This is a genomic window from Chryseobacterium daeguense DSM 19388 (genome assembly GCF_000430825.1).
GTDB classification, from domain to species: domain Bacteria; phylum Bacteroidota; class Bacteroidia; order Flavobacteriales; family Weeksellaceae; genus Chryseobacterium; species Chryseobacterium daeguense.
In genome coordinates, this window is record NZ_AUMT01000014.1 from 73,210 (window position 1) to 97,201 (window position 23,992).

Sequence of the window (23,992 nt, forward strand, 5' to 3'; positions counted from 1 at the left end):
TGTCATTTTTTTAGAAGAATTTTTACGATAGTACCTTTCGGGATATTTTCCTGGAAGCTTATGACTGCATCTATTTTTTTACTCAGCTGAATAACCATATGCAGACCCAGCCCGTAGTTTTTGAATATAAAATTTTCTGTCCCCACACTCTCAAAAACCTGAGAGTAATACTTTATCTGGCTTTGTGACATCCCTTTTCCTGTGTCAAAGATACCAATTTCAACTTGATTATTTTTTTCGGCTGTTTTTATCTGTATTTCACCTTCTCCCGTATTTTTCACGGCATTATCGATGAGGTTGTGAACAATGGCGGAGAGAATGTTTTTATTCGATCTTATCATAAGGCCCGGATCACAAAGATTTGTAATCATTGTATGATGGGAAAATGCCATTTCTTCAAACAGAAGCTTTTTATCCTCCACAATGCTCCAGACAGAAAATGCCTCATCATCCATTACTTTTTCTTCTTTATACAATTCGGTGTATTCTTTAAGGCCTAAAGTAAATTTAAAAAGCTGTTCCGAGGTTTTATAAATGCTGTCAAAATATTTTTTCTGAACATTGGCATCTTCGGCTTCGCTCAGCTTCTGGGAAAGCAGGGAAATAAAGCGTACCGGAGTGGTTATATCATGGCTGATGCTTTCCATGATTTTCTGCTGATATTCGGATTCATTTTTAAGCTGGATTCTTGTTTTTTCAAGGTTTTCGCTGGTCTCCCGAAGCTCCATATTCTTGTTGCGCAGGTTACTTTTCAGTTTTTTGTTTTTACTGCTCAGGAAATTGGTACGCATCTGTATAATGATTATAATGCAGACGATTCCCAATAATGCAATAAGACCTTTGAACCATAAAGTTTCATAAAAAAACGGAACGATTTCAATATGAATTTTTTTATAGGCAAACTCACCATTTTCGGAGATTAAAAAACGAACCAGAAGGCTGTAATTTCCCGGGCCAACATTATTTAAAATGAATTTCCTGTCCTGCTTTATTTCTTCCCAGTTTTCATTTCTGTTATGAAGCAGCCTGCTTTCCACATAAACATTTTCTATATTCTGATAATAGGGAATATCCAGGAAAATATCAGCCGTTTTATAATCGCTTTTTAGGCGGAGTGTATCCTTAAAATAGATTATTTTCTTCCCAAGCCTGGCTCTTTCTATAAAAAGCTGATTTTTTTTAGGGTAATGGGTTTTAATTTCACCAGGTTTAAAAAATACAAAACCTTCCATGGACGGAAATACGAACTCCCCGTTATCAAGGACATTTCCGCTGGGATTAGACCGCCCGTTGAATTCATTATTCAGAAAACCGTTTTCTTTCGTATAGCGGTACCAGGTGACTTTTGTATTCTTATTTGCCACATAATCCAACAGAATTTTTTTAGATACTTTGAATAATCCGTTATTGGAAGAGATCCAGAAAAAGCCTTTCTGATCTTCAAGAATATGGTGCGCATCGGCAATATATCCGTCTTTATCATAGGGCAATGCAATCAGCCTTTCGCCTTTTAAAAGATGAATACCTTTTCCATAGGTCAGTACCCAAAGATTCCCGTCTTTAGTTCTCTGGACTTGTTTTACTACCCATCCTTTGGCAAGGTGTTTTAAGATTTTACGTTCAGAAAGAGAAACAACAAAAAGGCCGTTTCCAGTAGCTATATATAATTGATCATTATCAGCAGCCGTTATGCTAAAAATATAATCTTTAAATCTGAAAGTATTTTTAGGATGCTTAAGCTTGTCATTAGGATAGATATACAGATAATAGTAATTAAATTTAGTATCTGCCATACTTATAGCGTAATATTTACCCGCCTTAAAAATATCCTGAACTTTTCTTTCAGTAAAGCTTATAGAATCACTGGTAGCATATCCTGTAGATTTATACAGTTTCTTAATTTTATAAAACTGCGTATATAAAAGGTTGTTAGAGTCATCATAAATAAGGCAGCGCTTATCTGCTTTAGCATCTGAAGAAAATATTTTATTTACTTTATCTCTGGAAAACTCAAATCCTTGTTTGGTAATAATGGAGCTTTGAGTAAACGGTTGCGCTTCATATACCACTTCACCTGTAAACGGAATATTTTTCTGAGGAGTATAAAAATTGGATAGGCTTACGATATTCAATCCTTTAACTACATTTCCGAGATACAGCTTGTTAGATTCATCATCATAAAACATACAGTACAATAATTCTTTTTCGATATTTTTATATTCTATCAAAAAAGAAAGCGCCGGTTTCCCGTTTTTTATTTTACTTATATAAATATTTCCTTTATTGATTATAAAGGTTTGCTTAGTACCCTGATGCCAGTAAATTTTTGTTTTAGGGTCATTGTATAATGAAGGCTGGTTGTCATAAGAGACTTTCCCTTTATTAAAAATAATGGTTCTCCTGTTCTCAGGGTCCCCTATGTAAACTATATCATTGAACTCAAATGCATTTCCGAGTAGTTTCAAAGGAAAATTTTCCGCAATTTTTTTTTTTGCTCCTTTTCCAACGGCATACTTTACTTTTTTACCATCAAAAAAATAGGTTTCCGAATTCGTTTTAATGTAATAAGAATCTATATCCGGAAAGAAATTATTGATAAAACTGTTTTTGTAAAATCTTTTGTATTGCTTCCCGTTTTGTATAAAATACGTTCTGGATACTTTTGTATGAGGTAATTGTATTGTTCTGTCTTTAATTAAAATACACTCCTCTTCCCAATTGTTAAAAATAATGATGCCGTCTTTTCCGTATCCTAAAAAGTCCTTAAAACTTACATTTTTAAGCTTATTATCGTACTGAAGAAACTGTACTCCGTCATATCTTAAAATACCGCTGTCTGTTGCCAGCCAGATAAAACCATAATTATCTTTGGTGATATCTTTTACACTGTTTTGGGGCAGTCCCTGGTCCATGCCGTACCACCGGGAAGTGTAGCGCTGGGCATGAAAAAGTAGCGGAAAAAATATAAAAATAAAGTAACAGAACTTCATTAATATCGAGTTAGTTGTTAGTTTTAACACAAAGATATTGACATTTTGCGTAAAAAATTCTACAGTATATCAAATTTTCATTACATTTTACCGTTAAGCGATTGTAAGAAAAACAATATGTAACAAGTGCTTGTTACAGGTTAAGTCTCAATATTTTAGTATTTAAAGAATAAATGTTGTAATTTAAACTTTGCTGAAGATTTCAGCTTTGCCCGCAGCAAAAGGCGGAAAGAGATATTTTTCATCGATTTGTATTTATAGTCAAAAGTATAAATTACTTTTTGACGATCGTAGTAGGGGCTGTCATAAAAACACTACAACTTTGTACCCATATTACTACAAAGCCTGTTTTATGATTATTATAAATACTCTTTGGGAACAGAAATATTGTTCTGCTTCATGTATTCCAGAAGATCATGATATTTTTCTTCATAATCACCGGTATCGCATTTGTGCGAGATGCTGCAGATATCAGAAGGTTTTATTTCTAAAATATCCGAAATCCTGGTAAGGATATCCAGATTTATTTTTACTTTAGAATTCTCAATATCAGAATATGCTTTCTGTGAAATACCCATTTCAAAAGCCATATATTCCTGAGTAAAATCCTTACTTCTCCTTATTTTCCTGATGTTTTGACCGCATATTTTCATCGTATTCCGTTTTAGTAGTTTTCGGTATACTTTAGAAGTATATCTATTAGACTTACACAAAGTTAGTGAATACCTTTGGCAAAACATTATACACGCTACATGATATTTATTTTTTATTAAAATTAAGTTTAAAAACGAGCTTAAATCTTGATTTTAAAAGAAAATAATTCACCTCAGTACAACACTATTGGAATTATGGAGACGCAACAATTTAATTATGACAATAATATTGTCAGGGCATTCCTCTATGCTACGATTGCATTTGGTTTAGTAGGCTTTTTACTAGGGCTTACTGCTGCATTAATGCTTTTTTATCCTGAGCTTCCGGAATTCTTATTCGGGACAGACGATACCACCATAAAAAGTCTTGCTTCGGGAAACATCCAGGGACTGATTAATACACAGGGAGCCTTGGGATTCGGGAGAATCAGAATGCTTCATACCAGTGCGGTGATTTTCGCTTTTGTATGTAATTCTTTTTTCTGCGGGGCTTATTACAGCATGCAGAGACTTCTGAAAACAAGAATGTACAGCGATACCCTTTCATGGATTCATTTCTGGACCTGGCAGATCATGATCATCAGCGTTGTCATCACTTTCTTAATGGGAATCAATACCTCAAAAGAATATGCAGAGCACGAGTGGCCTATTGATATTTTAATTACCATTTCGTGGGTGGTTTTCGGGATCAATATGTTTGGAACCATTGCAAAACGGAGAGTAAGGCATTTGTATGTTGCCATCTGGTTTTATGTAGGAACCTGGCTGGCTGTGGCAATGCTTCACATTTTTAATAACCTTGAGGTTCCGTTATCTTTCACAAGCTGGAAATCCTATTCTGTTTATGCAGGAGCAAAAGATGCTTTGGTTCAGTGGTGGTACGGTCACAATGCGGTAGCATTCGTTCTTACAACGCCCGTTCTTGGATTAATGTATTATTTCCTTCCAAAAGCGGCAGACAGACCTGTATTTTCCTATAAATTATCCATTATTCACTTCTGGTCGCTGATCTTCGTTTACCTTTGGGCCGGGCCGCATCACTTGCAGTATACTGCGCTTCCCGCTTGGGCTCAGGCAGTGGGTACAGGTTTCTCCATCATGCTGATTGCACCGTCATGGGGAGGAATGCTGAACGGACTTTTAACCCTGAGAGGCGCCTGGGACAAAGTAAGGGAAAATCCAATCCTGAAGTTCTTCGTAGTGGCAGTAACCTGCTACGGAATGGCAACTTTTGAAGGTCCGCTTTTAGCTACAAAATCATTAAACAAAATAGGACATTATACAGACTGGGTAATAGGCCACGTACACATCGGGGCACTAGGTTGGAACGGCTTTATGGCTTTCGGAATTGTGTATTACCTCATCCCGATCATGTGGAGAACCCCGCTTTGGTCTAAAAAACTGGCCAACTGGCACTTCTGGCTGGGAACTTTAGGAATTATTTTCTATGCTGTTCCTATGTATATTTCAGGATTCACTCAGGGATTAATGTGGAAGCAATTCAATCCGGACGGGACTTTGGTTTGGAAAAACTGGCTGGATACCGTAACTGCAATCATTCCTTATTTTAAAATGAGATTTTTAGGCGGTGTATTTTATCTTTCAGGAGCTGTATTAATGGTGGTGAATGTTATCAAAACCGTTAGAGCCGGATCTTTTCAGAAAGACGTTCCTGCACAGGCACCAGCTTTAGCGAACATCGGAACGGCAAGAAAAGAAGGCGAAGGATTCCACCTATGGCTGGAAAGAACTCCCAAATTATTGGCCATTTTAGCATTCATTACGGTTGCTGTCGGAGGTTTGGTTGAGATAATTCCTACCTTAACATTAAAGCAAAGTGTTCCTACCATCACAGCGGTAAAACCCTATTCTCCACTGGAGCTTGAAGGAAGAGACCTTTACATCAGAGAAGGCTGTAACTCCTGCCATTCACAGATGATAAGACCTTTCCGTGACGAAATTGTAAGGTTTGAAGGTAAAAACGGACAGTATTCCAAAGCAGGCGAATTCATCTACGACAGGCCGTTTCTTTGGGGGTCAAAAAGAACAGGCCCGGATCTTCACAGAGAAGGCGGCAGAAATCCGGATTCCTGGCACTTTAAGCATATGTATAACCCAAGAATCACATCTGCAGGTTCCATTATGCCTCGTTTCCCTTGGTTGATTACCAATCAGTTAGATAAAACACAAATGGTGGATAAAATGAAATTAATGAAAAATTATTTCGATGTTCCTTATACAAAAGCTGAAATAGATTCTGCAAACCAATGGGCAGATAATCAGGCCAAAGGTATTGTAAAAAGAATTTATTCTGAGGCTAAAGATGTAAAAGACCAGGTAGAAAAAGACCGTGCAGCCAAAGGAGCGTCATTTGTCCCGCTGGAACAGAGAGAAATCGTAGCAATGATCGCCTATCTGCAAAGATTGGGAACCGACATTAAAACCACGCAGATCAAAACTGCAAGTGCAGAATAATTAAAGCTAAAATTAAAATGAAAACAAGAACCCCGATATCAGTATACATCCTTCTCACAGTAGGTTTGACGATCATGGCGTTCGAGATGTTCGCACACGATTCAGGATATTTTTCTTCACCTTTTTTCTGGGGGTTGATGCTGATTGCCGTTATTCTCCTTCTTATTATGAATTCTATTGGAGATCTTATCGAAAATCAGACGTTCAGCAAATTATCCGATGAAGAAAAAGCACAATATATAAAAGAAAAAAACACACCTTATTTTCAGAAACTTTGGAATTCGGCTTTCAAAAAACAGTCGGCTACAGAAGAAAAAGATATTCTTATTGATCATGGCTTTGACGGGATTACAGAGCTCGACAATTCACTTCCTAAATGGTGGATCGGCTTATTTTATTTCGGATTTATTTTCTGTGGAGTATATATGCTGGCTTTTGCATTCACAGATTATGCCCATCCGGAAGCAGAACTGAATGCAGAAACAAAAACAATGCTTGCTTCAATAGCAGAATATGAAAAAAATGCACCCCAGATCAATCTGGAATCTGCAAAATACAGCGCAGACAACATTGCGGAAGGTCAGGAATTATTCAAAACAAACTGCGTAACCTGCCACGGAGAAGGCGGAAAGGGAGGCATCGGCCCAAACCTTACAGATAGACACTGGATTAATATTAAAGAAAAAAGTTTATTCAAAAATGTATTCTGGATGCTTGAAAACGGATCCCCGAACAACCCTACCATGAGGCCTTTCATCAAAGAAGGAACTATTACAGGAAGAGATGCCGAAAAAATTGCGGCGTATGTCTATCATATCAATCAGGAGACAGCACCCATCACTACGGCTCAGGGAGGTGCTGCACCACAGGGCCGGGAAGCCCGATGGGAAACTGGAAATCAGTAGAATTTTTTATCTCAACATAACCATGCCAAGCCCCCTTTTTAATTTGAACTAACATTTGATTTCATTTTTTCTAAACCTTTTCAACATTAAAAAAATGATAGAAAAGGGGGGCTTTTTTAAGAATTAAATCCTCGCTTTGGCTGTTTCATCAACTATTCACTTGACAATTACTAAACTAAATTCCATAAATTGGCAGTCAAGGCAGGGTTTTTGTATTCGCAATGGGTACCAAAACAGATTTATAATAAAAATAGTATTATTATATTTGTTCTAAAACCCAAACACTCTTGAAGCTGAAAATCAATAAAAGAAAACTCTTAAGACGTTTTGTTATTACCATTATTTCCATAGTGGTTTTTCTTGTTCTTCTTATTCTTAGTCTGAGACTTCCGGTCGTTCAGAATTTTGTAAAAGACAAGCTCGTCGTCTACCTTGAAAAAAAAATAAAAACAAAGGTAAGCCTGGAAAGGGTCTACATAGGATTTCCCAACAGTCTTATCATGGAAAATCTTTACCTCAAAGGTCAGGATATTGATACGCTGTTGGCCGTAAAAAAGCTCGATGTAGGATTACACATGCTGAAACTCATCAATTCTACCGCAGATATCACCTCTGTTGACATGGAAGGGGTTCGTGCGAATGTTGTAAGAAAACCGGACGGGAAATTCAATTTCGATTATATTATCGATGCCTTTGCCACGAGCGATAAGGAGGAGAGCCCTTCTAAGCCGTTCATTATTTCTTTAGATAAAATTAAATTAAAAGACATCGGCATTACCTTTAATGACCAGCAATCCAGAAATGATATAAAACTTTACTTCAAATCCTTTGATACAAGGGTAAAAACATTTGATTTAACCAATAATAAATACGCCGTCAACGATATTAATTTAGACGGATTAAAGCTTAAATTAAAACAGGATCTCGTAGAAGAAGTCTCCAAAAAAGTTGAGAAAAAAGTAGACTCACTTAATGATAAAAAGCCCATGCAGATTGGTTTAAGAGGCATCAAGCTTACTAATTTTGATATTGATTACGGGGATGATAATACCAAAACCTTTGCAAAAGTTCTATTTAAAGAGTTAAGCACAAGAGTCAATAAACTTGATCTCGAAAACAACGCGTACAATGTTTCCAATGTTTTCCTGTCTGGTGCAGACATCAATGCAAATCTTTATCTTCCGGCTCAGAATGCCAATCCGAAAGATCAGAAAGAAGCTGAAGTTTCAAAAGCCGCAGGCCGGCAGAAAGCACTAAATCTTCTCTTAGGAAAATTGGTTTTAAATGATGTAAAAGTAGCGTACAATAACACCGCCATCGCTCCTACCCGACAGGGAATGGATTTCAACCACCTGAATTTCTCCAAAATGAATCTTGAGGTAAGAAATTTCAAAATGGAGAACTACACCTTTGCCGGAACCGTGAATTCCGCAGAAATCCAGGAAAGAAGAGGTCTCAATATCCAGAAATTCAATACAGATTTTGTATATGCAGAAAAAGAAGCCTATTTAAAAGATCTATACCTCCAGACTCCGAAAACGGTTTTGCGTGATGAGGTGATTTTAAATTATAATTCAATCGAGCAACTGAGCTCAAATCCGGGTGCAGTAAAAGTTTCAGCTAATATTGAAAATTCAAGAATCGGTTTCGCTGATATTCTGAATATTGTTCCTACTTTAAGAAATACCATTCCGTTTAATAAATATCCAAATGCTATTTTAAATGTAAATGCCAACGTAAAAGGAAGTGTAAATGACCTGCTGATCAACAATCTCAAAGTTTCGGGACTGGACCAGCTTCGGGTGGCTGCCTCAGGAAGAATCAAAAATGCCATGAATCCTGATCAGCTGTACTACGATTTACGAATAGGCGAACTTGCTGCGACCGGACAGACGATCTTTAATCTTGTTCCTAAAAATACAATTCCTTCAAACATCGCTTTACCAAGCCACTTTAGCATAAAAGGAACAGCAAAAGGAACAACAAAAGTAGTCAATGCCGACCTTAACCTCTACTCCACTGCCGGAAATGCAGCGGTGACAGCGCAAGTAGATATGAGGAGAAAAAATCATGAATTATATAATGTAAAAGCCAATCTTCAGGCTTTACAAATCGGTAAGATTATCCAGAACAAAGATATTGGGCCTGTTTCCGCACAAATTGCAGCAAAAGGAGAAAGCTTCGACTTCAAAAATGCCAATGCAGACCTGAAAGGCCACGTTTCTTCAGCAGTTTACAAGGGTTACCGTTACCAGAATATGGATCTTACAGGAAAAATAAGACGCGGAAATTACAACATCCTTTTAAACTCAAAAGATCCGAATGCCAATTTATCATTAACCGCTTCCGGAGTTTATAATGAGAAAAATCCGACCATCAAAGTAAACGGACAAATTATAAAATTAGACATCAACAAGCTTGGTTTCTATCAAAAGCCAATGATCATCGCAGGAAAAATAGACGGTAACTTTACCAATCTGGATCCTGATAATCTTAACGGCTACCTAAATCTGAAAGACTTTGCATTTTCTGATACAAAGGAAGTATATCCCGTTCAGGAAGTGAATCTTAAAGCCTCATCAACCAATGATTCCACCAATATTGTTTTCAATTCCCAGATTGCTGATGTGGAATTGAGAGGAAAATATAAATTGACTCAGATTTTCGGTGCGCTCAGCAATACTATCAATCAGTATTACCAGTTCCAAAAGCCCGCAAATGCCCAGAAAATACAGGACGGACAGTTTTTTACCTTTAATGCAAAAATTAAAAATGATGATCTGATCAGAAAATTTGTCCCGGATCTTAAAAGCTTTGAAACCATCAATTTAGCTGGGAATTACGATGCAGATTCTCAAAAAATAGAGATTGACGGGCAGATTCCGCAGCTTCTGTATGGTGAAAATTCCATTGAAAATGCTTCGATACGGATTACTAATGAAAATCAGGCGTTACAATACACCCTCAATGTTGCCGCCCTGAAAAGCTCAAGTTTTGCTTTAAATAAAGTAAATATCAACGGTGATGTTGCCAATAACATCATCAATTACAATATAACTACGAAAGACGAAAAAGATGCCACCCAATTCCTGATTGCAGGAAATGCAAAATCTTTGAATGACATTACTGAAATTTCATTAAATCCAAACGGCTTAAAATTAAATTATACCGACTGGACTGTTGCAGAAGGAAATAAAATCCAGATCGGCAATAATGGAATCCTTGCAGATAATTTCAGGCTTTCCAATGCGGGAAGTGAAATTCTTTTGCAGTCTGAGTCGCAATCTCCAAACGCTCCTTTAAATGTTTCGTTGAAAGATTTTAAAATCGAAACCATTACCGAGCTTATTAAAAAAGATACTGTTTTAGCAAAAGGAACTATCAACGGAACCGCACAGCTGCGAAATCTTACGAAAAATATGACGTTTACGTCTGATCTGAATATTACGGATTTAATTGTTTACGGAAGCCCGGTCGGGAACCTCACCGCGAAAGTAAATAATACTTCACCGAATGTTTTAAATGCTGACGTTGCTCTTTCGGGAAATAATAATGATGTGAGAATTTTGGGAGATTACAATACATCCTCAAGCTCGTTTGATTTGAATATGGCCATCAATCAGCTACAGATGAAGTCACTGCAGGGATTCTCGATGAACGCAATCACCAATACGGAAGGATACATTTCCGGAAACCTGAAAATTACCGGTACCACCAAGCAACCGAATATTTTAGGTAAGGTGAAATTCAATGATGCCGGACTTGAAATTGCAAAAACAGGAAGTGATTTCAGAAAGCTGAATGACGAAATTGCCTTTACAAGCAGGGGAATTGAATTTGATAACTTTAAAATCAATGACAAAGACGGAAACTCCCTGAAAATAGACGGCCAGGTTCTAACGCAGACATACAGGGATTTTGCTTTCAATCTTGATGTAAATGCCAAAGACTTCAAGGTGGTAAATTCTGAAAAATCAAACGATGCCATCATGTACGGAATCCTCGCAATTGATGCTGCACTGCACGTAAGAGGAAACCTGGATCTGCCGAAGGTGGACGGAAGGCTGGCTGTTGCAGACAATACGGATTTCACTTTTGTGCTTCCTCAGTCTACACCTACCCTGCAGGAAAGAGAAGGTATTGTGGAATTTATTGATCAGGACCAGGTAGTTTTAAACAAAACAATAAAAGCAGATTCTCTAAATGCCCAAAGCCGTATCAAGGGAATGGATGTAAGTGTAAATATTGAACTTAGTAAAGAAGCCAAATTATCTTTATTGATTGATAAAGCTAACGGAGACTTCGTAAAGCTGCAGGGTGAAGCCGATCTTACCGGAGGAATTGATCCGTCTGGTAAAACCACACTGGTAGGTGTTTACGAGGTAGAATCCGGAAGCTATGAAATGTCAGTAAGCGTTCTGAAACGTAAGTTTGACATTCAGAAAGGAAGCACCATAACCTGGACAGGTGAACCTACAACAGCTAACCTTGATATTACCGCTATCTATAAAACAGAAGCTGCACCAATAGACTTGGTAGAGCAGCAGTTAAACACAGATTCACCGGGTGAAATCAATCAGTTTAAACAAAGAATTCCTTTCAATACTTTATTGAAAATGAATGGTGAATTGCTGAAGCCCGTTATCACCTTCGATATTACTACGGACGAGAAAAACAACGCCGTTTCTTCTACCGTTACAGATATTGTGGATCAAAAACTTACACAGCTTAGAACTCAGGAATCAGAAATGAACAAGCAGGTTTTTGCTTTATTATTGCTGAACAGGTTCATTGGTGAAAATCCTTTCCAGTCCGGAGCAGGAGTTTCCGGCGAGATGCTGGCGAGACAAAGTGTAAGTAAAATTCTTTCTCAACAGCTGAATAATTTAGCTTCTGATTTAATAAAAGGCGTTGATCTTAATTTTGACCTTGAATCATCCGAAGATTACTCCAGCGGAGCAAAAAATACAAGAACAGACCTGAATGTAGGATTAAGCAAAAAGCTGCTGAATGACCGACTAAAAGTTTCGGTGGGAAGTAATTTTGCCTTGGAAGGAGACGCCCGCCAGAATGAAAACATGACCAATATCGCAGGAGATGTTACGGTGGACTACAGCCTTTCAAAAGACGGAAGGTATATGCTCCGTGCCTACCGTAAAAATGAATATCAGGTAGCACTGCAGGGGCAGATCGTGGAAACAGGTCTCGGATTTATCATCACACTGGATTATGATAAATTCCGTGAGATTTTCCAGAAATCCAAGAACAAAAAACAGAAAGAATCGAGAAAAAATAAGCAAAACCAAGTCGTAGAATTTAAATAATGAAAAAAAATTTCCAAACATATTGTAAATATTTATTTGCTTCCGGAATGGCTTCGGTAACGCTTTCATGCAGCAATACGAAATACCTGAAAGAAGGACAGATGCTGTACACAGGTGCAGAAATCAATATTGAAAATGATACGATTTCAAAGAAAGAAAAAAACGACCTGAAATCTGCTCTGGAAGCCAATCTTACTCCCAAACCTAATTCTACGTTTTTAGGTCTAAGGCCAAAATTGTTTTTCTACAACATTGCCAAAGAGCCTAAAAAAGAAAAAGGATTCAATTACTGGCTGAAATATAAAGTAGGTGAAAAGCCTGTGCTGCTGGGTGATGTAGACCGTGAGTTCAATAAAGATATTATTGAAAATTATTCCGAAAACAAAGGATATTTTAATGCAAGAGCAACCTACGATACGGTTTCGAAAAACAAAAGGGCAAAAGTTATATACAACGTAAGACCTGGTGCAAGATATCTTATCAGCAATGTGAAATTCCAGGAAGATTCCACGTTGGTAAACCGTGAAATTCAAAGCATTAAGGACAAAACATTCCTTAAAAACGGAAATCCTTTTGACCTTGATGTCATAAAATCTGAAAGAGAAAGAATTGATAACAGCCTGAAGGAAAGAGGTTTTTATTACTTCCATCCGGATAATATTATCGTTCAGGCGGACAGCACCGTGAGCAAAAACCACAAGGTTGAGCTTAATGTAAAGCTTAAAGAAAACACGCCTGATCTCTCTACACAGCAGTTCAGCATTGATAAAGTGGTGGTTTTCCCTAATTACAACATTCAGGATGTAAAAAACGGAAAATATAATGTTCCTATGAATGCAGATTCTCTTGCTAAATATGCTTACAATGATATTTATGTAATTGATCCTCAGCATAAATTCAAACCGAAAATTTTTGACCGGGCTTTATACTTTAAAAAAGGAGACGTTTATAACAGAACCAAATATAACCTTACCCTAAACAGGCTGATCAGCCTGGGTGTTTTTAAATTTGTAAAAAATGAATTTGTAGTTTCAGATTCTTTGCAGCATAAGTTTGATGCTTACTATTTATTAACCCCAAGACAGATCCAGTCCCTTCGTCTGGAAGCTTTAGGAAGAACCAATTCTGCGAACTACGCCGGAAGTGAATTAAACTTAAACTGGACACACCGAAATTTTTTCCGGGGTGCAGAGCAGTTTAAAGCATCAGTTTTCGGGGCTTTTGACGTACAGATCGGCGGACCGGAAAATGCTAAAAATATTTTCAGAGCCGGAGCCAATGCACAGCTTTCAATACCAAGAATTGTGGCACCGTTCAGGTTTAATTCTTCGAGTGCTTTTGTTCCGAGGACGAACATTTCTTTGGGCTACGAATTCCAGAACCGTACAGAATATTATTCTTTAAATACATTTACAGGATCATTTGGCTACGTCTGGAAAGAAAATGCAAGAAAAGAACATGATCTGAAAATTATTGATATTACGTATGTTTCACCTGCGAATGTGACTCCTCTTTATGAAAGCATATCAGCAAATAATGATGCAATGAAAAGGGTAATCCAGCCCCAGTTGATCTTTGGCCCTATCTATTCTTACACCTACACCAATACAATGCTCCAGAAACCAAGTACTTTTTATTATAAGGGAACCTTGGACCTTGCCGGAAACTTAACCGGACTTATAACCGGAGCAAATGTGAAAAAAGACAAAGAAAAATCTATTTTCGGAGTTCCTTTCAGCCAGTTTGCAAAAATCGAAAATGACTTCAGATTTTATCATAAATTCAATGAGAAAACTTCTATTGCCACAAGGTTTATTGCAGGAGCTGCTTATCCGTACGGAAATTCTGAGCACATACCTTTCTCCAGGCAGTTTTTCTCTGGGGGCAGCAACAGTGTGAGAGCATTCAGGGCGAGAACTTTAGGGCCGGGAAGTTTTGATCCGAGAACAATTGAAGAAGGATATTACTTCGACCAGTCGGGTGATGTAAAGCTTGAATTAAATGCAGAATACAGAGCTAATTTATATAAATTTTTAAATGTAGCCGTGTTTGCCGATGCCGGAAATATCTGGCTTGTAAACGAAGATCCACAACGGCCGGGAGCAAAGTTTTCAAAAGAATTTTTAAGCGAAATTGCCGTAGGAGCCGGAGTTGGTCTGAGACTCGATTTTTCAATATTAATCTTGAGACTTGATCTTGCAATGCCACTGCGTGTTCCATATTATGAAAAAAATGACAGATGGACATTTGATAAAATAAATTTCGGAGATTCCAGCTGGAGAAAGGATAATCTTATCCTGAACATCGCTATTGGGTATCCGTTCTAAAAAAACACTACAAATGATAAAGCATGCTAAATTTCTTTGGGAAACCTTAAAGGAAACTTTTAACGAATGGAATAATTCCTCAGCATCAAAAGATTCTGCGAGCCTGGCTTACTACGCCATTTTTTCCATTCCCGGGTTATTGATTATTATTATCTGGATTGCCGGCTACTTCTTCGGTGAGGAGGCGATCCGGGGAGAGATAAGTAAGCAGATCAGCGGTATAATGGGGCCTGATGTATCAAAAAGTATAGAAAATATGATTGCCGGCGCACTTATCGACAAGCAAAACATTGTAATGAAGGCCGTAGGAATCGGATCGCTGGTTTTTGGTTCTACTACCCTATTTTTCCAGCTTCAGCATTCTCTGAACAGCCTTTGGGATGTAAAGTCTGCGCCCAAAAAGGCATTGGTAAAGTTTCTTTTAGACAGGGCCAATTCATTGGGAATGATTCTGATTCTCGGGTTTTTATTGATGATTACCATGATTTTATCTTCACTAATAAGTGTTTTTAATAAAATTATTACAGATTATTTCGGATATGAAACTTATATGCTGGTAGAGCTTGTGAATTTTGCGGTAGGCTTCGGGTTTGTAATGATGCTTTTTGCATTAATGTTTAAAGTGCTTCCGGATGTAAAAGTGAGCTGGAGACCGGTCTGGAAAGGTGCATTTCTCACAGCGGTTTTATTTACTTTAGGTAAATTTTTATTAAGCTTATATTTCGGGACCGCAAAACCTACTTCCACATTCGGAGCGGCAGGAACAGTGATTTTAATTATGATGTGGATCAATTATTCATGCATGCTGATTTTCTTCGGGGCAGAATATACTAAAGTCTACGCCTATAGAAAAGGATATAAGGTAAGCCCTTCCAAGCACGCAAAATGGAGCGATGCCAAGCTGTACGAAGAAAGTCTGAAAAACCAGAACACATGATTTTATTTATTTTATAAACTAAAAAAAGAAATTTCAGCTGTTAATAGCTGATTTTTTTTGCATTAACAGCTGCGATATCTTAAAATTTTAATTTTCAAATATTTAAAACTTAAGACTTAACACATTCTCCATTTCATTAGCTGGAATATTAATGGTGATTAACTGTTTTGATTACTTAATTTGGTTTTATAAGTAAAATATTTGTGAACTAATCGCAAATAAAAAATTATGAAATCAAAGTTTTTAAATCTAGGAATGCTTATTTTTATTTTACTTCTCAACAGCTGTAGGGATGAGACTTTGCAGGAAGACTACGGATCCGGGACTGAAAACGCTGTACAAAGTAAGGTTACTATCGGCCAATACACCTCTGCTTTGCCTTATAATGTAAATGTAGTTTATTTCATTCCTTCTGATGTACCCGCACGTCCTGAATATGAAAGAAGGATAAGCCAATCTATGCTGGCAGCACAGGAATATTACCGCCAAAATATGTATAATTGGGGGTATGGAAACCGTACTTTTGGCCTCTTAAAAAACCCTTCGACCAATAGAATTAAAATAAATATTGTACATGGGGCAAAACCAATTTCGTCTTACCCATACTCCGCTGGCGGACAGATACTTCAAGAAGTAAATACGTGGTTTGCAGCACATCCTTCTGCGAAGACAAGTGAACACACCATTATTTTCACGGCGGTGCCTGCTCCTGGCACCAATATTCCTTATTATGGTTTAGGAAAAACGTGCTTTGTAGGCGATCATGAGAACAATGACTATCAATATTTTAATCAGAACACAGCACAGGGAAATCAGGCCAAAGCCTATATGGGAGGACTTCTTCATGAACTTGGACATGCATTAAACCTTCCGCATGACGCTCTTTCAAAAAAACTACAAAATGTTGCCGGCTACGGGACTTCCCTCATGGGTTGGGGAAACCAGACTTACGGCCACTCCTCCACCATTCTTACCAAAGCTTCTGCAGCTATACTTAATAATTGCCAGGTATTCTCTCCGGTTGCCAAGCCTGCAGGATATTTCTATAAACAGAATCACAATTTCCAGGCAAGTATTACCAGTCGTTCTATCTCTAACGGCAGAATACAGGTTTGGGGAAATTTTTCGGTAGGATCACCCATTACCTCTTTGAATATTTACTTCATCCCGAAAGACTCTCCTTATCATGCGATATCGGGAATTGCTATTCGAGGGGCTAATAATACTTATTACACCTATGTAGATGTTGCTGATCTTTATTTTACAAATAAAGAATATTCTCTTGTAGTGCAGGGTCAGTTTGCGGATGGAGGATCATCCTGGCAGACTTTTCCATTATTTACATTTGTTAATGGTAATCCTGTTTTAAAATAATTAAACACATTTCCATATATATTTATCAATAACCTTTGGAATTTCTGAAGGTTTTGATTTTTTGAAATTTTAATTCACTTATGTTTATCAAATTCAATAATTTTAAATAAAATTAAATCAAATGTATTTTCGCTACCTAATAATAAACATATGCTAAAAAATTATTTATACACCCTGGGGGTATTATTACTGCTATTGCTATCCAACTGTAGAGAAGAAGTTTTTCAGAGTGAAACAGCTTCAGAATTATCAAAAACCCAGATTAATGCTAAAACTACATTAGGCATTTATGAATCCAATTACCCTTATAATGTAAACGTTGTTTATTTCATTCCTTCAGACTAGCCCTACGTCCTGAATACGAAAGAAGGGTAAGTGAATTTAATTTTACATCAATTTTATTTTTATAAAAAACCTTCAGACTTATTCTGAAGGTTTTACTTTTTACATCCTGTTTACGGTTCCTATACCGAGCAAATGCAATGATTTTTTTATGGTTTTTGCTGTTATTTCGGATAAATTTAAACGGAATTGTTTTAAATTTTCATCTTCCAGCTTTAAGATTTGATTACTCTGGTAAAATGAGTTATAAGCTTTAACTAAATCATAAACATAATTGGCGATCAATGCAGGGCTCAAAGCCTCCGCAGCTTTCTCAACAATTGCTTTGTAGTTTTCCAATAGCATGATCAGATTTTTTTCAAACTCATTCAAACTCAATTCAGAACCTTCTGCTTTTTTATATTCAGTTCCGGCTTTTGTAAGCAATGACTGAATTCTGGCATAGGTATATAAAATAAACGGTCCGGTATTTCCTGAAAATTCTACACTTTCATCAGGGTTAAACAACATCTTTTTCTTAGGATCAACTTTCAGCATGAAATATTTCAATGCCGCCTGCCCGATAATTTCATAAGAAACTTCTTTTTCCACTTCCGAAAGCCCTTCCAGTTTGCCTAATTCTATGGTGATTTTTTTTGCCGTTTCATACATTTCCTGCATCAGATCGTCTGCATCTACCACCGTTCCCTCGCGGGATTTCATTTTTCCGTTTGGAAGCTCCACCATTCCATAAGATAAATGATACAATTGATCTGCCCAAGAGTATCCTAATTTCCCTAAGATTTTAAATAAAACCTGGAAATGATAATCCTGCTCGTTTCCAACTGTATAAATTAGCTTTTGAATGTCGTTTTGTTTAAAACGTTCTACCGCAGTCCCCAGATCCTGTGTCATATACACTGAAGTTCCGTCTGAACGTAATAATAATTTTTGATCCAAACCTTCATCTGTGAGGTCGCACCAAACCGAACCATCTTCTTTTTGGTATAAAACACCTTTATCCAGACCTTCCTGAATAAGATCTTTTCCTAAAATGTAGGTATTGCTTTCATATTGAATCTGATCAAAACTAACTCCCAGTCTGCTATACGTCTCATTGAAACCTTTATAAACCCAAGAATTCATTTCATTCCAAAAGGTTCTTACATTCTCATCTCCATTTTCCCAATCCAGCAGCATTTTTTGAGCTTCTTTCATCAAAGGGGCCTCTTTTTTTGCCTGCTCCTCTTCCATACCCTGCGCAACGAGCTCAGCCATTTCTTTCTTATATTCCTGGTCAAATTTCACATAATAATTCCCTACAAACTTATCCCCTTTTACATCTAAAGCATCCGGCGTTTCCCCTTTTCCATACTTTTCCCAAGCCAGCATGGATTTGCAGATATGAATCCCTCTGTCATTGATAATCTGGCTTTTAATAACATCATATCCAGCCTCTTCCAAAATCTGAGCCACAGAAAATCCTAATAGATTATTTCTGATATGTCCTAAATGAAGAGGTTTATTCGTATTTGGGGAAGAATATTCTACCATCACGGTAGAATTCTTTTTTTCAATTAAATCAAAATTATCTGTTATTGATTTAAAATTATCTATAAAAAACTGATTTTTAATTTTAACGTTTAGGAAGCCTTTCACCACATTGAAGCTTTCCAGTAAATCGGTCTGCTCTGTCAAAGCCTCTCCCAATTCCACGCCGATGCTTTCCGGGTTTTTCTTCAATTGCTTCACCAGCGGGAATGTTACAATAGTAAAATCCCCTTCAAACTCAGTTTTATTTTCCTGAATTTCAAGGTTAATATCCTTTAACTGATAAACATTCAAAATAACTTCTGAAAGTTTTTCTTCTATAGTATTTTTAATATTCATTGTCTGTAATTAATTTCTAGGCCTTTATTAAAAGCTTCCTCATCAAATTTTGAAATACAAATATACGGAAATAAAAAAACCGCCCGAAGGCGGGCGGTTTTTAAATATGAATGTGTTAACTGAGTGTTAGAATTTATCCCAGAAGAGTTTTGTAGTTAGTTTGTCTCCTCCGATTGCTGCAGATGCCGCAGACCAATTCGTACCATTTACTGATTGCTCCCTAACTGGGTAAGTCATTCTTACCGGAACCTTACCTCCTGCTTCAGGAACAGCAGTTGACGGAGCTTGTAATAATGGATAATCTAATCTTCTATAGAAATTCCATGAAGTTTGCCCTTGGTTAAAAAATGCAGCCCAAGCTTGTTCCCCAATCGACTTCTTCCAATTAGAAGCATTATAAGGGTGACTTGACAGATATGCAGTTGCTTCAGCATTATTAACTCCCCATTCATCCATTGATGCTTGTACAGCAGTTATATAAGCCGTGCCAGGATTTGATGTCCCCCATCTAGCAGCAGCTTCAGCAAGATAAAATGCAACTTCTGTATAGTTCAAAATTGTACCCGGATGAGTAGGATCATGAGCAAATTCTCCAATTCTAGAATATACATCTACCTCACCAGGCGCTCCTACAGTTTGTCCTACATACTCATCATCTTCATTTAATTGATAATATGAGGATATTCTCGGATCAGAATTTGTTTTTAAAAAGTCTACAAAAGGTGCTGCAGCGATATAATCATCCCTTCCGCTTGCCACTAAGGCATCATAAAGGGGATTATAATTAGGTGATGTACTTTGATATGGTAATTGACAGTTATCAGCTGATGACGTCATAACACCTCCCGCAATTGCATCTGTAACTGTAGCTTGAGCAAGAGAAGGATTAGAGTCTGCTATTGCAATACCTAGTTTTAATATTAAAGAATTTCCAAATTTTTTCCATTTTGCAACATCTCCATGATAGAAATAATCTGCAGACCCAAAAGAATTTCCATTTGCTAAAGATTGGACATCAGCTTTTGCCCTTTGTATCAGAGAACTGTATATAGTTGCGGCATCATCATAGGCAGGAAGAGGATAAGCTTCAAGTTGCAAAGCCTGGGTGTAAGGGATATTGCCAAAAGTATCAACCAAATTCTGGTAAGTATATACCATCATAAGATCAATAATAGCTAGTTTATTTTTCTTTGTCACCGGCCAAGTTGGTACTTCTGCGGTAGTAGGCGTATAGTTTTCAACTAAACTTTTTGCTTGATTTAAATTACTAAGAACCTGTACATAATTATCAGACCAAATATTATTAGAAACATTTCTATTAACAAAATCATAATTACTTTCGTTAACATAAGTCGTCTCTTGCCAATACTGCATAGTTAATCTGAAATTATTTTCATTAACACTCGGAGTATTAACATAATCTGCCAGAGATTTTTGTGCGTATGATACTACAGTTTCTGCAGTTGTTGTATATGCTACATTTGGATCAGTATTCAAACTTTCATCCATATTACAACTATTCAGTACCAATATGGAAAATAATCCTCCTATTATTATTTTTTTCATTTTTTCTTTTTTAAAAATTAGCTTTTAAGGTAAATGCAAAATTACGGGTTGCCGGCATTGGGCCTGACTGGTATCCTTGAATATTTCCAGATGAAAGCCCTGCTTCCGGGTCTGAATATGGTAAATTTTTATGAATGATCCATAAATTTGTTCCCACCAAACCTAAAGTTAAATCTCTTAGGAAAGTTGATGCAAGTAAAGAATTAGGTAATCTATAGGTAATAGCAACTTCTCTAAGTTTCACAAAACTAGCATCATATACAAACGCAGCAGGTGGTGGATCTGTACCTAAAACTTGACTTGATTGTGATTTATCGAGTCTAATTGTATTAGGAATATAATTATTTGGGTTGGTAGGATCAACCATTACTCCAGGAAGAATAACACCACCCCCATTTGCAATTGTATTTCTGATAGGATTACCTAAATCATTTAATCCAACTGAATCTGGATAAAGCCCTGTTCCGTAACCATAATATTGATCTAACGAAAATACTTTCCCACCTTGTTTGACATCAATCAAAAAGCTCATTGATAAGTTTTTATAGGTGAAACTATTCCTTAATCCGCCCATCCATTTCGGTTGGAATGATCCCAAATTATGATCTGAAGAGTTCGTTGTAAGATAAGCTCCATTATCACCTACAACTTTCTGCCCGTCTGGAGAGTAAACAAAGTCAGCTCCCCATATTGTTCCATAGTCTTGATTCAATGGTGCGTTAATTGAAACTCCTCCTTGTAATGATCCTAACTGAAAGTTTTCGATGCCTTCTGCTAATTTTACAACCTTCGTGTTAGGATTTGACCAATTGACATCTACATTCCATGCAAAATCTGTTGATTTTATAGGTGTTAAATGTCCTGAAATCTCAAACCCTTTAGTTTCTAATGTTCCTGCATTTACTACTCTGTTTATAAAACCACTACTCGTAGTAACAGGTAAATTTACAATTTGGTCGAAGGCACTATTTTTAAACCATGAAACATCAAATCCTATTCTGTTCTTAAAGAACTCCATATTAACTCCAAATTCAATATTATTTAACCTTTGTGGTCTAATGTTTTGGTTTCTTGCTAATGTACTATAGGCATACATCGGGGATTCAAATGGATATTGAGCAGCATATCTATTTAAAAGATTATCAGCTCCGGTATCTGATCCTACTTGCGCATAAGCCGCTCTTATTTTACCAAAGGATAACCAGTTTTGTTTAATTAGATTTGAAAAAACTAAACTTCCTGTTACTGATGGATACCAATAAACATTGTTGTTTTTCGGTAAAGCAGTTGATTGATCCCTTCTAATCGTTCCTTCAATGTAATAAGTACCTTTGTATCCAAGTGATGCTTGAGCAAATATCCCAAAAATTCGTTTCTCGTTTGACACTGACACTGGTAAGGCAGGTGCTGATGCAGAATTACTTATTGTATATAAACCCGGAATTATTAATCCCCCAGACGTTGATTGTTGATCTGATTCAAATGTTTGAACATTTAAATTGGTCCCCACTAAGCCGTTTATATTAAAATCGTTAAATGTCTTTTTATAGGTTGCAATGAAATCATAGTTAGTTTCAGATGCATTATAATGAGATAAAGCATAACCCGACGGTTGATCTACAGTATTCAGTCCAAATGGAGCTGCCACAGATCCCACAGCTCTTCTTTCTTCTACTTTCATTGTATAACCATCTCTACCTACTCTACCCATTAGATTAATATCTGGAGTGAGATCGTAGTTTAAACTAGCATTTATGGCTAATCTGTCTCTAGCATCTGTTTGATAATTTTCATATACTTTAAAATATGGATTATCCCAATATTGTGGTCTAACATCTGAAACACTTCTAATATTCCAAGTAGCATTTTGTTGCGACATATTATATAATGCTTCTTGCTCTTTCAAATCTACATTCGTCGCCCACCATTGTCTGAAGTTGGACATAATATTATCTCCATATCCTGTACTACTTCTACCTCTTGTTCTCTGTGTAACAAAGTTTGCAAATAAATTAGCCGTCAACTTATCTGTAAATTTGTAGCTTGCATTACCAGCAAAATTATTTTTATTTAGCTTACTATTAGGTACTATATCAGTTGCATATGTATTTCCATATGAAAATCTATATGTAGCAACATCATTCCCCCCATTTAAAGAGATATTATTTACAGCATTTGTGCCTACATTAAAGAAGGAAATTGGTCCATTTTTAGCCATTTCCCATTTCGTCTTTTGTCCAAAAGTTGATGAACCTGGAATAAAAGCATCATACTGCCAAACTTGGCTTCCATCATACCTTGGGCCATAAGATGCATCATGACCAAATGAAACTCTTGGCTCACCTAAATAACTACCAAACCCTTGACCTAAGTAGCCCTGGCCATACTCTGTTTGATACTCTGGAAATGTAGATTTATCTATGAATGATACCGTATATGATGAACTATATTCTATACCAACTCCTTTAGTCCTCTTACTTCCTTTTTTTGTAGTAATAATTATAGCACCATTTTGTGCTCTAGAGCCATATAATGCTGTCGCCGCAGCTCCTTTTAGTACATTTATACTTTCAATATCATTCGGATTAATATCAGAAGCTGTATTACCATAATCATAACCACCTCGCGCTGTTTTTTGATCAGTTGAGTTTATATTGCTATTAATGATAGGCACACCATCAACAACAAACAGCGCTTGATTGTTTCCATCTAAAGACTTAAAACCTCTTAAAACTACATTTGTAGATCCACCAAAGTTGGTACCTTGCTTTATATCAAGACCTGCAACTTTACCAGATAAGTTATTTAAGAAGTTTGCTGTAGGAGCTTTATTAATATCATCTCCCTTTACTTCTTGAGAAGAATAACCTAAAGATTTCTTCTCTCGCTTAATACCGAGTGCTGTTACTACAACTCCCTCAATATCCTGTGTTTTGATGGTATCCTTTTTTTCCTGCGCATGAGCAACAGCTAGGGAAGAGGAAAGTACTATAGAAAGTACTCCCATTGTTAGTTTCTTCATATCAAATTAAATTTTGCTTAACACAAAGGTGTAAAACTTTCTTAAAATAACAAAAGAAAATATAGAAAAATTAACAATTATTCAAAATAATTAATTAAAAACGATTAAAAAGTTAAAAAAACATGTTAATAATATCAATTTTAACAAAAAAAAAACAACAACTAAACAATTTCAAATAAATAAAAAACAAAATCAATTAAACTAAAAT

The 23,992-nt window shown here is 36.6% G+C and carries 12 protein-coding genes; 7 read left to right on the plus strand and 5 right to left on the minus strand.

Features of this window, described 5'->3' with window-relative positions:
- Positions 1–2: 2 nt before the first annotated feature.
- Together H560_RS0116205 and H560_RS0116210 are read right to left on the minus strand one after the other, a co-directional pair.
- Positions 3–2,990 (minus strand): sensor histidine kinase, encoded by a 2,988-nt coding sequence (locus tag H560_RS0116205; protein WP_081413994.1) that lies wholly within the window; start codon positions 2,988–2,990, stop codon positions 3–5.
- Positions 2,991–3,349: 359 nt separating this feature from the next.
- The gene (locus H560_RS0116210; protein ID WP_027380995.1) at positions 3,350–3,643 is read right to left on the minus strand and encodes a helix-turn-helix domain-containing protein; all 294 of its coding nucleotides are present in this window, start codon (positions 3,641–3,643) and stop codon (positions 3,350–3,352) included.
- Positions 3,644–3,838: 195 nt separating this feature from the next.
- On the opposite strand from H560_RS0116210, the gene ccoN reads away from it, so the two are divergent.
- The 7 genes from ccoN (at position 3,839) to H560_RS0116245 (ending at position 17,330) form a co-directional block, all read left to right on the plus strand.
- Complete coding sequence (gene ccoN, locus H560_RS0116215) at positions 3,839–6,118, plus strand: cytochrome-c oxidase, cbb3-type subunit I (RefSeq protein ID WP_027380996.1); 2,280 nt, start codon at positions 3,839–3,841, stop codon at positions 6,116–6,118.
- A 17-nt stretch (positions 6,119–6,135) separates the two neighbouring features.
- Positions 6,136–7,023, plus strand: coding sequence for a cbb3-type cytochrome c oxidase N-terminal domain-containing protein (locus H560_RS0116220; protein WP_027380997.1), 888 nt, complete (start codon positions 6,136–6,138; stop codon positions 7,021–7,023).
- A gap of 287 nt (positions 7,024–7,310) precedes the next feature.
- Positions 7,311–12,347, plus strand: a complete 5,037-nt coding sequence (locus H560_RS0116225) for a translocation/assembly module TamB domain-containing protein (protein WP_081413995.1) — start codon at positions 7,311–7,313, stop codon at positions 12,345–12,347.
- The gene (tamL, locus tag H560_RS0116230) at positions 12,347–14,674 is read left to right on the plus strand and encodes a translocation and assembly module lipoprotein TamL (protein WP_027380999.1); all 2,328 of its coding nucleotides are present in this window, start codon (positions 12,347–12,349) and stop codon (positions 14,672–14,674) included. Before H560_RS0116225 ends, tamL begins: the two co-directional genes overlap by 1 nt.
- 13 nt (positions 14,675–14,687) lie before the next feature.
- The gene (locus H560_RS0116235) at positions 14,688–15,611 is read left to right on the plus strand and encodes a YihY/virulence factor BrkB family protein (protein WP_027381000.1); all 924 of its coding nucleotides are present in this window, start codon (positions 14,688–14,690) and stop codon (positions 15,609–15,611) included.
- Between the two features lie 228 nt (positions 15,612–15,839).
- The gene (locus tag H560_RS0116240) at positions 15,840–16,985 is read left to right on the plus strand and encodes a hypothetical protein (protein WP_027381001.1); all 1,146 of its coding nucleotides are present in this window, start codon (positions 15,840–15,842) and stop codon (positions 16,983–16,985) included.
- A gap of 150 nt (positions 16,986–17,135) precedes the next feature.
- Positions 17,136–17,330, plus strand: a complete 195-nt coding sequence (locus tag H560_RS0116245; RefSeq protein WP_027381002.1) for a hypothetical protein — start codon at positions 17,136–17,138, stop codon at positions 17,328–17,330.
- 99 nt (positions 17,331–17,429) lie between these two features.
- On the opposite strand, the gene argS is transcribed toward H560_RS0116245, so the two are convergent.
- From argS to H560_RS0116260, 3 genes are all read right to left on the minus strand, one after another.
- Positions 17,430–19,196, minus strand: coding sequence for an arginine--tRNA ligase (gene argS, locus H560_RS0116250; RefSeq protein ID WP_027381003.1), 1,767 nt, complete (start codon positions 19,194–19,196; stop codon positions 17,430–17,432).
- A 126-nt stretch (positions 19,197–19,322) separates the two neighbouring features.
- On the minus strand, positions 19,323–20,762 hold the full coding sequence (locus H560_RS0116255; RefSeq protein ID WP_027381004.1) for a SusD/RagB family nutrient-binding outer membrane lipoprotein: 1,440 nt from the start codon (positions 20,760–20,762) through the stop codon (positions 19,323–19,325).
- A gap of 10 nt (positions 20,763–20,772) precedes the next feature.
- Positions 20,773–23,784 carry a SusC/RagA family TonB-linked outer membrane protein gene (locus tag H560_RS0116260; protein ID WP_027381005.1) on the minus strand — a complete coding sequence of 1,004 codons (3,012 nt, stop codon included), beginning with the start codon at positions 23,782–23,784 and terminating at the stop codon, positions 20,773–20,775.
- Positions 23,785–23,992 lie beyond the last annotated feature (208 nt).

Excerpts from the sequence above, each read along its gene's own strand:
- H560_RS0116240 (WP_027381001.1), top strand. The coding sequence starts at position 15,840 with ATGAAATCAAAGTTTTTAAATCTAGGAATGCTTATTTTTATTTTACTT.
- H560_RS0116210 (WP_027380995.1), bottom strand. The coding sequence starts at position 3,643 with ATGAAAATATGCGGTCAAAACATCAGGAAAATAAGGAGAAGTAAGGAT.
- H560_RS0116255 (WP_027381004.1), bottom strand. The coding sequence starts at position 20,762 with ATGAAAAAAATAATAATAGGAGGATTATTTTCCATATTGGTACTGAAT.
- argS (WP_027381003.1), bottom strand. The coding sequence starts at position 19,196 with ATGAATATTAAAAATACTATAGAAGAAAAACTTTCAGAAGTTATTTTG.
- ccoN (WP_027380996.1), top strand. The coding sequence starts at position 3,839 with ATGGAGACGCAACAATTTAATTATGACAATAATATTGTCAGGGCATTC.
- H560_RS0116235 (WP_027381000.1), top strand. The coding sequence starts at position 14,688 with ATGATAAAGCATGCTAAATTTCTTTGGGAAACCTTAAAGGAAACTTTT.
- tamL (WP_027380999.1), top strand. The coding sequence starts at position 12,347 with ATGAAAAAAAATTTCCAAACATATTGTAAATATTTATTTGCTTCCGGA.
- H560_RS0116205 (WP_081413994.1), bottom strand. The coding sequence starts at position 2,990 with ATGAAGTTCTGTTACTTTATTTTTATATTTTTTCCGCTACTTTTTCAT.
- H560_RS0116245 (WP_027381002.1), top strand. The coding sequence starts at position 17,136 with ATGCTAAAAAATTATTTATACACCCTGGGGGTATTATTACTGCTATTG.
- H560_RS0116260 (WP_027381005.1), bottom strand. The coding sequence starts at position 23,784 with ATGAAGAAACTAACAATGGGAGTACTTTCTATAGTACTTTCCTCTTCC.
- H560_RS0116220 (WP_027380997.1), top strand. The coding sequence starts at position 6,136 with ATGAAAACAAGAACCCCGATATCAGTATACATCCTTCTCACAGTAGGT.